Raw genomic sequence first — 15,250 nt, 5'->3', positions numbered from 1 at the left:
CTTTGTTTGCAAAACAGCCCTAAGAATGTGCAAATACTTCATAGAAATTATAAAAGCCGCTAATTTCCGGCAAGATTCCCATAAACTTTCGTTTCCGATACAGTATAGGGAAACCAATCACTCACCCACCCCACCTGTTGAAAGTTCCTATGTACAAATAAGTCCCAGCCAGTACACAGCATTCGGGCAATGGTGATTGCTCTAGCGAGCCATTTCAGGCGCGGTTTTAGCGTAAGCGAAATCCACTGCTTACGGAGACTTAATCGTGAAGGCTCTCCTGAACGATTTAGTCGCAGTTAGCAGTTAGTTCGCTGGAGCGTTGCGCCGGCGAGTGAGCAATCACCATTGTCCGAATGCGTCCGCCTTGAACAACTTTCAACACATTAAATAGCAATTTGGGGTTAAAAAAAACAGATGCTGTCGGGATACCATGCTGTCTCATATTTCAAGTCGTTCCCGGCAATATCTGTTTTTTACGATTTTTATGGACACCTTAAAAGGTGCCAGTTTACAACTGCTTAATCAGGCAACTGCAAACTTCTGTAATGTACGGTTAAATTCCTTGCTCTCGCCATGGCACTGTACAGTAAGAACCCTTGTAAGATCCATGCTCAGAACTCCCAGAATGGATTTTGCATCAATGATGATTCTGTTATAGAAAACATCTATGTCAAAATCACATTTACCCGCTGCCTTTACGAATTCCTGAACATCCTCCTTCGCATTCAGCTTAATCTGCTTCTGACACATCGTTATCACCCTTTCTGTTTTACAGGAATTATAGTTTCCTTTTCTATCAAAATCAAAGGCTCTTGAAAACGTTTTCCTTTGATTGAGGCAAATTATGCACCAAGTCTCCATATTTGTCAAGTTTTTTTCTCACACACTTTTTTATAACATTTCAGAAATAATTATACCGATTGCACAAATATGCAATCGGTATTTTGGTAGTTATGCACTATTTTATTGTTATGAATGTTCTGGAACAACCTGTATAAGCGAAATTATTTCTCTCATATCTTATGAATTTCAAAATCATTTTGTAAATTATTCTCATCTGGAATTACCATCGGATACTTTCCGTCAAAGCATGCCTTACAAATAGGAAGTCCACCTGCCATGCCCTCCAAATAATCAATCTCCATATAACCAAGTGAATCTGCCCCAATCATCTTACAGATCTCTTCTGTAGAGTGCTGCGCCGCGATCAGCTGGTCATTACTTGGCACATCGGTTCCGAAATAGCATGGATGTAAAAATGGCGGAGAACTGATCCTTACGTGTACTTCAAGAGCGCCTGCTTCTTTCAACATGCGGATCAGGTTTGCTATGGTGGTTCCACGGACAATAGAGTCGTCCACAAGCACAATGCGTTTTCCTTTTACAACAGCATCCAATACGCTCAGCTTCAGATGAACGCTGGATTCTCTCTCCTTCTGAGTAGGTTTGATAAAAGTTCTGCCGATATAAGAGTTCTTATAAAATGCAAATCCGAATGGAATACCAGATTCTTCAGAAAATCCTTTGGCAGCAGGAAGACCGGATTCCGGAACACCGGTGACAAGATCTGCCTCCACAGGATAAGATTTTGCAAGGGATTTACCGCCACGGATACGTGCATCATAAACCTTTACACCGTCCATGGTACTGTCCAGTCTTGCAAAATAGATATATTCAAAAACACAGTGGGCACGGGTTTTCACCGTATCCGCAAGAGTCATGTCTGACTTCACGCCCTTACGGCTGATCGTAATCATCTCACCAGGTTCGATATCACGGATAAACTCGGCACCTACAGAAGTAAGTGCACAGCTCTCAGAAGCCAGCACGTAAGCATTGTCCCTTTTTCCAAGGCAGAGAGGCTTTAAGCCATAGGGGTCACGGACTCCGATCAGCTTACGGGGACTCATGATCACAAGACCGTATGCGCCTTGCAGCTTCCTGGCTGTATTCAGAACTGCCTCCTCTACACAGCTGGTATGTACCCTCTCTCTGGCTACATGAAATGCGATCACTTCTGAGTCAGTGGTGGTATGAAAAACTGCTCCGCTCTGGATCAGTTCCCATTTCAGTGTCCCAGTGTTAACAAGGTTTCCATTGTGTGCCAGTGCCAGACTCCCTTTTACATAAGATAAAACCAAAGGCTGTGCGTTCTCTGCAACGGATGCTCCTGTTGTGGAATAGCGTACATGTCCGATTCCGATATCACCACTCATCTTATGGAGTGTATCCTCGCGAAGCACCTCGCTTACCAGTCCAAGATCTTTGTGAAACTTAACATTTCCAATAGGTCCCTTAGTATCCGATACTGCCAGGCCACAGGCTTCCTGACCACGGTGCTGCAAAGAAGTCAGACCATAGTAAATTGAAGACGTCACATCATTTCCATCCAGGTCATAGATTCCGAAGACACCACACTCTTCTTTAATCTCTGCCATTTGTTTTCCTCCTCGGTACTGAGTTTTATTTTAATGATCAAATCCAATCTCAGAAATGCATCCCATTTCGTCGATTTTGCGTATCGCCAAATAAATTTACAGCCAAGGACGTATCGTTATGCAAGCACGCTCACATATCTTACTGTAAATTTGCCTGGCTCTGAACAAAAATTATAATGGAAGAAACCTATTTGTCAAGTATGCCTATCCTAATTTTGGCAAGAACTTTTTTCAGTCAACTGCAAAATCTTTTTGAAAATTTTTTCAAAAAAACTATTGACATCTGTTTTTTTTTGAGTATACTACAGAACATAAAGCAAAGGCGCTTTGGAATACAGAAATGTATCCAAGGCGCCTTTTTCTTTTATCAAAAATAAGGATGAAGAAAGACATGAAAAGTGAAAGGAGCGTATCCGTTATGACACAGAATATTCCCGAAATCTATGGAAGTCTTGTTTTCAACGACAGGATCATGCGCAGTAAATTACCTAAGGACTTGTACAAAGCACTGAAAAAGACCATCGAAAATGGTACTCACCTGGAGCTTGATGTTGCAAACTCCGTTGCAGTAGCCATGAAAGAATGGGCAATCGAAAATGGTGCTACTCATTATACACACTGGTTCCAGCCTATGACAAATGTAACAGCCGAGAAACACGACAGCTTCATTTCTCCAACAGGCTATGGACAGGTGATCATGGATTTCTCCGGAAAAGAACTTGTAAAAGGTGAACCGGATGCTTCCAGTTTTCCATCCGGCGGTCTTCGTGCTACTTTTGAAGCAAGAGGATACACAGCATGGGATCCAACATCACCGGCCTTCATTAAAGACGGAACCCTTTACATTCCTACAGCATTCTGTTCCTACAGCGGTGAGGCACTTGACAAAAAGACTCCTCTCCTTCGCTCTATGGATACCTTAAATAAAGCAGCCGTAAACATGCTTCACGTTCTTGGAAACAAGGGAATTAAACATGTTTCCACAACAGTAGGACCTGAGCAGGAATACTTCCTGGTTCCAAAGGAACTTTATAAAGAAAGAAAAGACCTTGTATTCTGCGGACGTACCTTACTTGGTGCTCCTGCTCCTAAGGGACAGGAAATGGAAGATCACTACTTTGGAACTCTGAAGCCAAAGGTTGCAGCTTACATGCATGATCTTGATGTAGAGCTCTGGAAGCTTGGCATTCCTGCAAAAACAAAACATAACGAGGTTGCTCCTGCACAGCATGAGCTGGCTCCTGTATTCGATACCACAAACGTTGCAGTTGACCACAACCAGCTGACAATGGAAATCATGAAAAAGGTTGCTGACAAACATGATCTGGTTTGCCTGCTTCACGAAAAACCATTTGAGGGAATCAATGGAAGTGGTAAGCACAACAACTGGTCCATGATCACAGATGATGGCGTAAATCTTCTGGATCCTGGAAAAACACCATCTGAGAACATTCAGTTTCTGGTATTCTTAATGGCAGTTATTAAAGCAGTTGATGAATATGCTGATCTTCTTCGTATCTCCGTTGCAAGTGCCGGAAACGATCACAGACTTGGTGCCAACGAGGCTCCGCCAGCAGTTGTATCTATTTTCCTTGGTGATGAACTTACAGAAGTCCTCAAATCCATTGAAAATAATACTTACTTTACTTCTCACGGCGCTGTACAGATGGATATCGGAGCAACTGTTCTGCCACACTTTGTAAAAGACAATACTGACAGAAACCGTACTTCACCATTTGCATTTACCGGAAACAAATTCGAGTTCCGTATGCTTGGTTCTGCTGCTTCTGTTGCAAACCCGAATATTGTATTGAATACAGCTGTTGCAGAAGCTCTTGACCAGTTTGCAAAAGAGCTTGACGGTGTAGCTCCGGAAGATATGGAACATGCAGTTCATGAACTGATTAAGAGAGCCATTAAGAAACACAAACGTGTGATCTTCAACGGCAACGGTTATACAGATGAGTGGATTGAAGAGGCTGAAAAACGTGGTCTTTACAACCTGAAGTCTACCCCGGATGCTCTCCCAATGTGGATTGCCCAGAAGAATATCGACCTGTTCACAAAGCACAGCATTTTCACCAGCGAAGAGCTGCACTCCCGTTATGAAATCTGGCTTGAAAACTATTCCAAGACCATCAACATCGAATCTAACACAATGGTTGAAATGGTTCAGAAAGACCTTCTTCCATCTGTTATGTCTTATATTGAAGAAATTGCAAGCACAGCAAGCCTGAAAGCATCTGTTGTTCCTGGAATCACCTGTGAGAGTGAAACTGCTCTTATCACCAAGCTGTCCGGACTTCAGGATGCTATGACAAAAGGTCTTGAGAAGCTGAAAGCTGATACAGCAAAAGCAAAAGCAACTGATGATGTTCTGGAAAATGCAAAACTGTATCAGGCTGAAGTACTTGAGGACATGGAGGAATTGAGAAAATCTGCTGATGAAGCTGAAACTCTCATTCCGGATGATCTGCTTCCATATCCTACATATGGAAAACTTCTCTTCTATATCTGATCAGATTTACAGAGGAGAATTCTAAATGAAAGAAACTGTTCCTGTTTTTGGAATTTGTTTCTCACACAGGTAAATACAGGGGATATCTATTATGAAACTCTACTTCATAATTCATTATCGATTTCCTCATCCATTAATCACACGATACGGATATCCCCTGTTTTACATATTAATTTTACAACTGAATATTTCGTTACTGTTCACTGGTAACATTCCGCGAGGTGTTTTTTGTGAACAAAGTTCACAGAAAACCTGAGAATCGCAGCGCGAAATCATGCGAATGCATGATTTTTGTGCATCGCGAAGCGTGTTACTGGTCACGGAGTGAACAGTAACAATATTTCTGCAGATGCAGACAATATACCATGATCGTAAAGGCGCGAAAGAAAAAACAAATTTGTTTTCTCTTTCGCGCTTTTTGATATTAAAAACGTGTTTTTCGAAATATTTCGAAAAGTGCGAAAAGAGGGAGGAAATTATTATGGATTATTCAGCAGTAAACACGATCTGGGTACTTGTTGGTGCCGCGCTGGTCTTCTTTATGCAGGCCGGATTTGCTATGGTGGAGACAGGTTTCACCAGAGCCAAAAATGCAGGTAACATTATTATGAAAAACCTGATGGATTTCTGTATCGGTACTCCGGCTTTCTGGCTGGTTGGCTTTGGAATCATGTTCGGTGCAGGAAACGGCTTCTTCGGAAGAATCGGTGGTATTGCTTCAGAAGCAAATTATGGCAGTGCAATGCTTCCTGACGGAGTTCCGTTCTGGGCATTCCTGATTTTCCAGACAGTCTTCTGTGCTACTTCCGCTACAATTGTTTCCGGTGCTATGGCTGAGAGAACCAAATTCTCATCGTATTGTGTATACAGTCTTATGATCAGCCTTGTAGTATATCCGATTTCCGGTCACTGGATCTGGGGCGGCGGTTTCATCAGTCAGATGGGCTTCCATGATTTCGCAGGTTCCTGTGCAGTACATATGGTAGGTGGTGTGGCCGCCTTTATCGGTGCCGTCATTCTTGGACCACGTATCGGAAAATATTCCAAAAGTGGAAAATCAAAAGCAATTCCAGGTCATAACCTGACAGTCGGTGCACTTGGTGTATTTATCCTCTGGTTCTGTTGGTTTGGTTTCAACGGTGCTTCCACTGTATCCATGGAAGGCGATGCAATTGTAAGTGCAGGAAAAATCTTCGTTACCACAAACCTTGCTGCTGCAGTTGCAACTGTAACGGTTATGATGATCACATGGATCCGCTATAAAAAACCAGATGTATCCATGTCCCTGAACGGATCTCTTGCAGGTCTTGTTGCAATTACTGCAGGATGTGATACTGTATCTCCTGCATCTGCTGCTATTATCGGTATTGCAGCTGGTTTTGTCGTAGTATTTGGTATTGAATTTATTGATAAAGTATTAAAAGTGGATGATCCGGTTGGTGCTGTTGGTGTCCATGGCTTAAACGGTGCATTTGGTACTCTCGCCGTTGGTCTTTTCTCCGATGGAGCTGGTACAGGCTGGAAAGGTCTTCTTGTTGGCGGCGGTTTCCATGGATTTGGTGTACAGCTTGCCGGAATGCTTATCACAATTGCATGGGTTGCAGTTACAATGACAATTATTTTCCAGGTCATCAAACATACTATAGGTCTTCGAGTATCTGCTGAAGAGGAGATTCAGGGTCTTGATATAAAAGAACATGGTCTTGCAAGTGCTTATGACGGATTTGCTATTCGCGATGCTGTTGCTTCCGTTCCCACTCCTATGGGAACTTCCAGAGAATTTACCGCTGCTCCCAGACCTTCTGCTCCAGCTGAATTCATTCCGGAAATCCCGACAGACGGCGTTCATAAGATTACAAAGGTTGTTATCATTACCCGTCAGAACAAGCTGGAAGAGTTTATGCAGGCTATGAATGAAATCGGCGTAACCGGAATCACCATTACAAACGTTCTTGGCTGTGGTGTCCAGAAAGGGGCTCCTGCTTACTATCGTGGCGTTGAGATGGATATGAACCTGCTTCCGAAAGTCAAGATTGAAATTGTTGTCAGCCTTGTTCCTGTTCAGAAGGTTATCGAAACCGCCAAGAAAGTTCTTCATACCGGTCAGATCGGTGATGGAAAAGTTTTCGTATACGACATCGAAAACGTTGTCAAGATCAGAACCGGCGAGGAAGGTTACCTGGCATTGCAGGATACTCACGAAGAGTAATAAATTATTTTGACATCTTACTATATTTTTGTTTCCCTTATTTAAAAACAGCTCCTGGAATTTTTCCGGGGGCTGTTTTTCTTATACGTTTCCGGCACATATGTCCGTCACTGCTGCTTCCTATACAAATATTTTGTTATCCATTATATTTCCGCAAAAGTTTTTCCAGTTCTTGTGAAATTTTTTTCGCATCCTCATACTTGCCAGCCTGAAGTGCGAAAGCTATTCGATTCTCCAGTTCTTTTTTCTTCTGCTCATATTCCAGGTAATCCTTATCAAAGTGATCGGCGTAAATCATCTTTCGGAATTTTCGCATACTTACCTTGCGAAGGCCCTTATCCTCTGTGAGAAGCACATAATCCATGCAGTTGGCTACGGTATAAAAATCATGGGAAACCATGAGAACTGTCCCATTGTATTTCTCTACCGCCTGCTCCAGTGCCAGTTGGGAATATGTGTCCAGATGACTGGTTGGCTCATCCAGTAGCAGCAGACCTGCACCTGTTCTGGAAATCTTCGCAAGCTGGAGAAGATTCTTTTCTCCACCAGACAGATCACATACCGAACTGTAGATCAGTTCTTCCTCAAAACCATAAGTTTTTAGGTAAGCTATCACCTGATCATCGGTATCAAAGCCTGCATCCTCAAAATTTTTAAGAACAGTGGCCTTCTCATCAAATACCTCCCCATGCATCTGGGAAAGATATGCCATCTTAACATTTTCGCCAAGACGGATTGCCGGGTTTTCTCCTTTGATAACATCACGAAGAAGGGTCGTCTTTCCAGTACCGTTTGGTCCCACAATTGCAACCTTATCCCCTGCATGAAGAACAAAGGAAACATGTTCCATAATCTCACGGTCAAAGGTCACATTATAGTCTTCTACACTTAACACTATCTTCTCAGCTTCATTTTCTGCATTCGCATCTCCCAACTCGGATTTTCTTTCACTTTCCAAAGCTTCTTCCGGATTTTCACCAGAAACTTCCGCATCAAAAACCTCATCTGCATGAAATACGATCTCCGGCTGCTTAATATCCACAAATGGAGACTTTGTCTTTCTCGCTTCCAGACGTTCCAAAAGGGAAACTCGCGCATGCAGGCTTCTTCCCCTTGTTGCACTGTCAATGGCAGTAGCGCTGTTTCGAAGACGCTCTACAATCTTGCGGTTACGCTCGATTTCCTCCATATCTGCCGCAGCCAGCTCCTGCTGCTCAATTTTCATCTGCAAAAGTGCAAAATTATAATCCACATAATTGCCATCAAATTCCTGCATCTCCGTATTTTCCAGATGGAGGATCTTGTTGAAGCAATGATTCAGAAGATAGCGGTTGTGGGTGATCACAAGCAATGTTCCCTTATGGGAATTGATCAGATTCCGAAGTGCATTTAAGTGCTGAAAATCCAGGAACACATCTGGCTCATCCATAATAATAAATTTCGGGCTGATCATCATCTCCCGGATGGCCTGCACCAGCTTAAACTCTCCACCGCTTAAATTTGTAAGAAGCTGATCTTCATACCCAGCCAGACCCGCTGTTTTCAGCTGCTTGCGAATATTACTTTCGTAAAAGTCACCGTCAATGGCATTAAATTCATCTAAAGTCTGCTGATATTCCTCCATCAGCTTCTCCAGATGATCTGTAACTGCCATATCCTCGCAGATCTGGTTGATCTTATTCTGAAGCCTTACAAATTCTTCACTGATGTAATCAAATACCGTAACCTCTTTTTCTCTCTCAATGGTGTAAAACTGACTGACATACCCAATCCTTCCAGGCACATCCACGCTCAGCTTTCCATCGTATAAATATTTATCCGGATGAAGGATCATGTTCACCAGTGTACTCTTACCGGTTCCATTGGTTCCGATAAAGGCACAATGCACATCATCCTCCAGGGTAAATGAAATTTTATTATATAACTCTTTATGTGGAAAAGAATAGGATAAATTCTCTGCTTTAATCATAAGTACTCCTCTAATAGCTACCTTTTATTTTAATTTCGGCAGGTTCCACCTGTAATGTGCAGCCAGATACCGCATCAGGATCACCGCTGCAGATCCAAAGATCAAGGAGAACACCACTCCAAACCAGCGGTACGTATACACACAAACAATAGCTCCCACAATGGATGCACATGCATAAATATGCTTTACAAAAATATAAGGCGGCACCTCTGCCATCATATCACGGAGCAATCCTCCGCCAACACCGGTGATGGTTCCCACAAATACCAGCAGGAAAGTGTTGTCTGCAAACCCCTGACGGATTCCAGTATTTACGCCAACCACAGTAAATATCCCAAGTCCTACAGAGTCCATCACCAGCATTACTTTGTCATAAGTAACATTTCCTTTCAGCATCTCCCTTTTAAAATAAAGAAGAAAAAACACCAGCACTGAAGTAAGCACTGCTACAGCCGCATATACTGGCTTCTGAAAAACTCCCGGAGGGGTAATTCCAAGCGTCACATCACGAATCATACCCCCGCCAACTGCAGTGATCACCCCAAGAACTGAAACTCCGAAAATATCCATCTTCTGCTCCGATCCCACCAGTGCACCTGACGCTGCAAATGCAATAGTTCCAATCATCTCCAAAATAAATGTGATTGCTTCCTGATAACCCATAAAACAACAACCTCGCCCAATTTTATCCTAGAGCGTGTTTGAAAAAGGCTTTCTGCAAGATGTGCGTCACAATTTGTGGGAGATTTTGTCCGGATGAGGGCACCGTAGCGGGTACGGCAACTGAATTCGGGCAAAATCTCCTACAAAGTGGGGCGTGCAGATTGCGGGAATGATTTTTCAGATACGCTCTATGTAATTCGCAAAAAATTTGCTGCTTGTTCCCATAAATGACACCAAATCAGTATAACATATAATTCTCCGTTTGCCACCTGAAAATACCAAAATTCTTAATAAATTTCAGTGGTGCTAAATTATTTTTTCAAAAAAGCGCAAAAATACAGCCAGAAGATTTCTCCCCTGGCTGTACATGTTATTCTCTTTTAATATTTTTCTTAATCAAATGCTTTTCATACACGCCATCAACCCTTAACACCGCCAAGTGCAACACCTGCGACAATATACTTGGAAAGTACCAGGTATACAACAACCAGAGGGATAATGGTAACAAACAGTCCTACATAAACTACACCATAGTCCGTACGGAACTGGTTGGAGCTCAACAGCTGTACAAACATAGGAAGTGTTTTCTTGGAATCTGTTGTCAGCAAAATGGTAGGTGTAAACAGGTTGTTCCACTGTGCGATAAACTGGAAGATTGCCTGTGTGGCAACTGCCGGTTTCATAATCGGCAGGATAATTTTGTTAAAGGTATTCCACTCTTTTGAACCGTCGATTCTGGCTGCCTCGATCATCTCCAGAGAAAGTGTACTTTCCATATACTGTTTCATAAAGAAAACAACAGTTGGAGCTGCAATGGTAGGAATGATCAGCGGAACGTATGTATCGATCAGCTTCAGATCCAGCATGAAACGGTAGAAACCGATGATGGAAATCTGACTTGGTACCATCATAACTGCCATAATAAATGCCCATGCAAATTTTTTGAATTTGAAATCATATACATGGATACCATAAGCTGTCAGAGATGAAAAATAAACTGACAGGAAAGTTCCAGGAATCGTAATGGTTGCAGAGTTAATGATCGCTTTCTGCAAAGTAATCTGCATACCGTTCTGCTTGATCATCAGGTTTTTCCAGTTCTCGATCAGGTGTGTGGACGGAATCAGGGAAACACCAGCCTTGATAGACTCAGAATCTCTTGTTGCGTTCATAACCAGAAGAACAAATGGCAAAAGTGCAATGATACAGAATAAAATACAAATAATGGTACGGAAGACTTTCTGATGCAGCATATTCTTGCTGTAGCTGTCTGCTGTTGCGGCTTTACTCATGATCTTCCACCTGCCTTTCTACGCTGTTTCTGCTCTTTTTTCATACGTCTGTCTTCGCTGTCGCTCATAGTTGCGAACAGGATCAGACTGACAACCAACGTGATAATAAACAGTACTACGGAAACGGCTGCTGCCTTTCCAACATCGCTGTTGTACAAACGCATAATATACATGGCCATTGTGGTAGTCTTATCATCTGGCAGACCAACAAGTCCGGTCTCCGGAACGTTGAACAGTGCTGGGATATCATACATCTGAAGACCACCGATTGCGGAGGTAACCAGTGTGTACAGCATAATTGGTTTCAAAAGCGGTAAAGTGATGTAGCGGAATTTTTTCCAGCCTGTTGCACCATCAATATCAGCAGCCTCAAAAAGTCCCGGGTCAATGCCAAGAACGCCTGAAATCAGAAGCAGGGTCGTATTACCAAACCACATCCACCACAGAATTGTGGAGATCAGCCCACGACTTCCTGCTACGCTGGACATAAAATCGAAGTTCTTGCTGAGAACGCCCCAGTCCTTCAACGTCTGGGTGATTGGTCCATACTGGGAAAATAAAGATTTAAACAGTACAGAAACGGAAGCTGCAGTGATAACACTTGGAAGGTAAACAATAACCTTCATCGCACCGGTTCCTTTTACCTTAACCTTCTCATCCGTCAGCCATACAGCCAGAAGAAGGGAAACCAGAATCTGAGGAACAAAGTTGCAGCCCCACATTACAAGGGTATTTTTCAGATAGCTGAGTACATAACCTCTCTCTCCTGCAGCCATACCAAGGATATTTACAAAATTCTGAAGTCCTGCAAACTCCATGAATTCACGTCCGTTACGTTTGTAGTAGGTTAAGGTACTATAATAGAAAGTATTGATCAGTGGCCACAGCTGGAACACCAGATAAGTGATAAAAAACGGTGCAATAAAGAAGTAGCCATACCTTCCATAATCGATCATTTTTTTCTTTTTCTTATTCATAACAGCCTCCTGTCTGAAGTTGCCTGCTTTTCCCAGGCAGAATGCCTGACACTGGCGGGAGTACCTGCCCCTTTGGGCTTCTGCGCCATCCTCCTCTGCCACTGGCAGTCATTCTGCTTTTTTATAGCAAAAGCAGCTGCTCGCTTATATAAGAATGTGCTGCTCCTTCTTTGGGGAAGAAGCAGCACACTCACTACTTACTTATGATTGACTCTGCAAACTCTTAAGCCACATTATTCTGCGCTCAGGTAAGAGAATGTATCATGGATAGATGCAGTCAAATCTGCAAGTGCAGTATCAAGGTCTTTTTCGCCTGTAGCATATGCCTTGGTCTGAGTATCCATAAGGGAAAGGATCTGCTGGTCTTCTGCTGTTACCATAGAAGCGTCAAGTCCGTCTGCTAATGGAAGGAAGAACTCCATGAAGTTCTGTCCAGCGTCTGGATACAGATAGCCGTTTCCATCTGCGGATGTACCAGCCTCGATGATCTTGCTGACAGCTGCTGTATTGTTTACATAGTCAGAGTTCAGAGCGTTGATTGCAACCATTCCATCTTCATCACATGTGAAGAACTTCATAATCTTAGCTGCAAGCTCGGTATCTGCACAATCTGTTGTAGCTGCAAGTCCTGTGCCGCCCCAATAGCATTTTGTCTGGGTAGGAACAAGGATTGTGTTGCCTTTCCAAGCATCACTTAAGCTCCAGTATACAAACCATGGGCATCCCATATAAGCAAGTGCTGCGTTAGAATCAACGCCATCACCACTCATGTTTGCACTCCAGTCAGCGCTCCACTGATCTGTGTTGAAGGTAAGATCTTCATCATAAAGAGTCTTAGCTGTTTCCATATATGTCTTGATGTTGTCATCAATTGTAATCTTATCGTTCTCATCATAGAAGCCCTGGGTTCTGGAACCGGTCAGGCTACGTTTGATCTCATCATAGCCGGAGAACAGTTTGCATTTTCCGCCGGAAGCATCGTTAACCTCTTTAGCTGTAGCAACGATGGTATCCAGATCTTTGAATTTCTCAGCTAATGCTGCAGGATCTGTTGTTCCAAGATATTTCTCAGCCAGATCTGCACGAACTGCGTAGCATCCAGGAGTTGCCTGCCAGAACAGAGCTCTTACGTTTCCATCAACATCGGATCCAAGATCCAGATTGTACTGATAGCTGTTTGCATAGTCATCAGCTGTGATTCCAAGATCTGCTACATTCTGTACCCAGTCGCTGTTTACATATTTCTGAACATAGTCAACTTCCAGGCCCATCATATCAGGATATAACTCATTTGAAGGATCATCAAGTACAGGATCCAGTTTGCTCTGATAATAATCAGATCCACCTGTGTTTACGAAAACGATTCTTTCGTAATCATCTGGATAAGCCTCTTTGAATGGTCCATCAAGGATCTTCTTGATATCATCGTTCCATCCCCATACTACAAAGGAATCATCTGCGGAAGCGTCACCGGTAACTTCGTTTTCCGGTGTTTCTGCATCTTCTGCCATAACCGGGACTGCACATAATGTCATTCCTGCCAGCATAGAAGCTGTTAATAATACGCTCACCATTTTTTTCTTCATGTTACTTCCTCCTTTAATTATATCTTTTAATTTTTTTTAATAACTACTTGAAATTTTTTGATGGATACAAAGTTTTCACGGAAGCTCCTTTAAAAAGGGTTCCATCCACTGTGTATTTCTCAATAACTGTTGTCTTCGGGTGCTCAATCAGCTCAATCAGCCTTTCTGCCGCTATCCTTCCGATTGCCGCTGTGTCCTGGCAAAGGGTTGTCAGCTTGGGTTCAAGAACCTGGGCGATATTAATTCCATCGTACCCGGCTACTGAAATGTCTTCCGGTATCCGAAGTCCTCTTTCCCGTATCTCGTTTATCCCTCCCATCGCTGCATAATCGTCAGGATAGAGAATACAGGTTGGCGGATCTTTCAAATCCAAAAGTTCACCGGTTCTCTCACCTGCCAGATCAGCATCTCTGTAAAAAGACGGTTTTACATATTCATCCGGTTCTTCAATCCCCAGTCTTTGCAAGGTCCGGTAAAAGCTTCCAAGACGATTCTTGGTAACCGATGTGTCATCTCCATGAATGTAAGCGATCTTGCGGTGTCCCTTCTTATATATATAGGTAACAAGTTCTTCCATTCCCTGGATGTTGTTGGATACTACCGATATCCTTCCATCACAGATATGATCGATGGTCACCACCGGAATGTCTGAAAGGAGAAGCTCCTGAACCTCTTCTGCGGTGAAATCCACACAGGCCATTACCACTCCGTCCACGCCCCGGTATCTGCAGTGCTCCAGGTAGGTCATCCTTTTACCGGAAACATTTCCGCTTGTAAAAGTAATGTCATAGCCTTTCGCCTCTGCGGTGCTTTTGAAGCTTTCCAGTACTCTGTTGAAGTAATCATGTGTGAGACCGCTTCGGGCCTCGTCCACAAATAAAACTCCCAGATTAAAGGTTCGCTTCGTCTTCAAAGCTCTTGCCGATGAGTTGGGAAGATATCCCATCTCTGAAGCCGTTCTTAATATGTAGTTTTTTGTTTCTTCTCCGATATCGGAGTAACCATTTAATGCTTTACTGACAGTGGCGACTGAGACATTACATTGTTTTGCGATTTCTTTCATGGAAACCATATGCTTGCCTCATTCTTTCCTGTTTTTCTTTCCTGTCATCTCTAAATCGTTTTCGTAAGCTTATAGTACCCCCTAGTGCACAAAAAATCAAGTGGTTTCTGGCGTTTTTTGTGCGTTTTCACGTCATTCTACCTATTGCACAATTTGGATATTTGTGTTTTTAACAATTTAATCGTGAATAAGAGCTCTTTTCGAAATGTTTTCGCGAAATGTTTCGTGTTTTAAATCTCTGATTTGTAATATATAATAGATTTAATTATTACTGTAATTTTTATGTTGCTTTTAATCAGTCTTTCTATTATACTAAGAACAAATATATACCATTATTCTTTACTTTTATTTCTTATTGCCTTTACTTATTCGTTTTCGTGTGTTAATTATCTCACAATTCAATCCAATTGATTTTTTCGAAACTACTCATTGCATTTGCAAAACATTATTACTTATATAAGCGCAGATCACTATGCAGCTTCGAAAATTAAATTAATGCACCCTGATGTAAATCACGAATAGCAATCAACCAATT

Annotated in this window: 10 protein-coding genes; 2 read left to right on the top strand and 8 right to left on the bottom strand. The window is 42.5% G+C overall.

Annotated elements, in window-relative coordinates; translation table 11 throughout:
* Positions 1 to 522: 522 nt before the first annotated feature.
* On the bottom strand, positions 523 to 750 hold the full coding sequence (locus I2D69_RS08815) for an HPr family phosphocarrier protein (protein WP_148462805.1): 228 nt from the start codon (positions 748 to 750) through the stop codon (positions 523 to 525).
* Positions 751 to 1,013: 263 nt separating this feature from the next.
* Positions 1,014 to 2,438, bottom strand: coding sequence for an amidophosphoribosyltransferase (purF, locus tag I2D69_RS08810; protein WP_173715499.1), 1,425 nt, complete (start codon positions 2,436 to 2,438; stop codon positions 1,014 to 1,016).
* Between the two features lie 418 nt (positions 2,439 to 2,856).
* Here purF and I2D69_RS08805 point away from each other — a divergent pair, with 418 nt between their 5' ends.
* Complete coding sequence (locus I2D69_RS08805) at positions 2,857 to 4,956, top strand: glutamine synthetase III (protein WP_195379765.1); 2,100 nt, start codon at positions 2,857 to 2,859, stop codon at positions 4,954 to 4,956.
* Positions 4,957 to 5,437: 481 nt separating this feature from the next.
* The gene (locus I2D69_RS08800) at positions 5,438 to 7,165 is read left to right on the top strand and encodes an ammonium transporter (RefSeq protein WP_195379761.1); all 1,728 of its coding nucleotides are present in this window, start codon (positions 5,438 to 5,440) and stop codon (positions 7,163 to 7,165) included.
* A gap of 136 nt (positions 7,166 to 7,301) precedes the next feature.
* On the opposite strand, the gene I2D69_RS08795 is transcribed toward I2D69_RS08800, so the two are convergent.
* The 6 genes from I2D69_RS08795 to I2D69_RS08770 form a co-directional block, all read right to left on the bottom strand.
* Positions 7,302 to 9,134: an ABC-F family ATP-binding cassette domain-containing protein gene (locus I2D69_RS08795; protein WP_195379760.1), complete on the bottom strand. Its 1,833-nt coding sequence runs from the start codon at positions 9,132 to 9,134 to the stop codon at positions 7,302 to 7,304.
* A 24-nt stretch (positions 9,135 to 9,158) separates the two neighbouring features.
* Complete coding sequence (locus tag I2D69_RS08790; protein ID WP_195379759.1) at positions 9,159 to 9,797, bottom strand: TRIC cation channel family protein; 639 nt, start codon at positions 9,795 to 9,797, stop codon at positions 9,159 to 9,161.
* Positions 9,798 to 10,216: 419 nt separating this feature from the next.
* Positions 10,217 to 11,089 (bottom strand): carbohydrate ABC transporter permease, encoded by an 873-nt coding sequence (locus I2D69_RS08785; protein ID WP_226814790.1) that lies wholly within the window; start codon positions 11,087 to 11,089, stop codon positions 10,217 to 10,219.
* Entirely contained in the window at positions 11,086 to 12,066 is a 981-nt protein-coding gene (locus tag I2D69_RS08780; RefSeq protein WP_148462811.1) for a sugar ABC transporter permease, read from the bottom strand. Before I2D69_RS08780 ends, I2D69_RS08785 begins: the two co-directional genes overlap by 4 nt.
* A gap of 233 nt (positions 12,067 to 12,299) precedes the next feature.
* Complete coding sequence (locus I2D69_RS08775) at positions 12,300 to 13,652, bottom strand: hypothetical protein (protein ID WP_148462812.1); 1,353 nt, start codon at positions 13,650 to 13,652, stop codon at positions 12,300 to 12,302.
* A gap of 43 nt (positions 13,653 to 13,695) precedes the next feature.
* The gene (locus I2D69_RS08770; protein ID WP_118580086.1) at positions 13,696 to 14,724 is read right to left on the bottom strand and encodes a LacI family DNA-binding transcriptional regulator; all 1,029 of its coding nucleotides are present in this window, start codon (positions 14,722 to 14,724) and stop codon (positions 13,696 to 13,698) included.
* Positions 14,725 to 15,250 lie beyond the last annotated feature (526 nt).

Source organism: Ruminococcus sp. D54t1_190329_F1, from assembly GCF_015551645.1.
Classification (GTDB): Bacteria; Bacillota; Clostridia; order Lachnospirales; family Lachnospiraceae; genus Blautia_A; species Blautia_A faecis.
The sequence above is the reverse complement of the archived record's forward strand: the minus strand, read 5'-3'. Positions and strand labels throughout refer to the sequence as shown.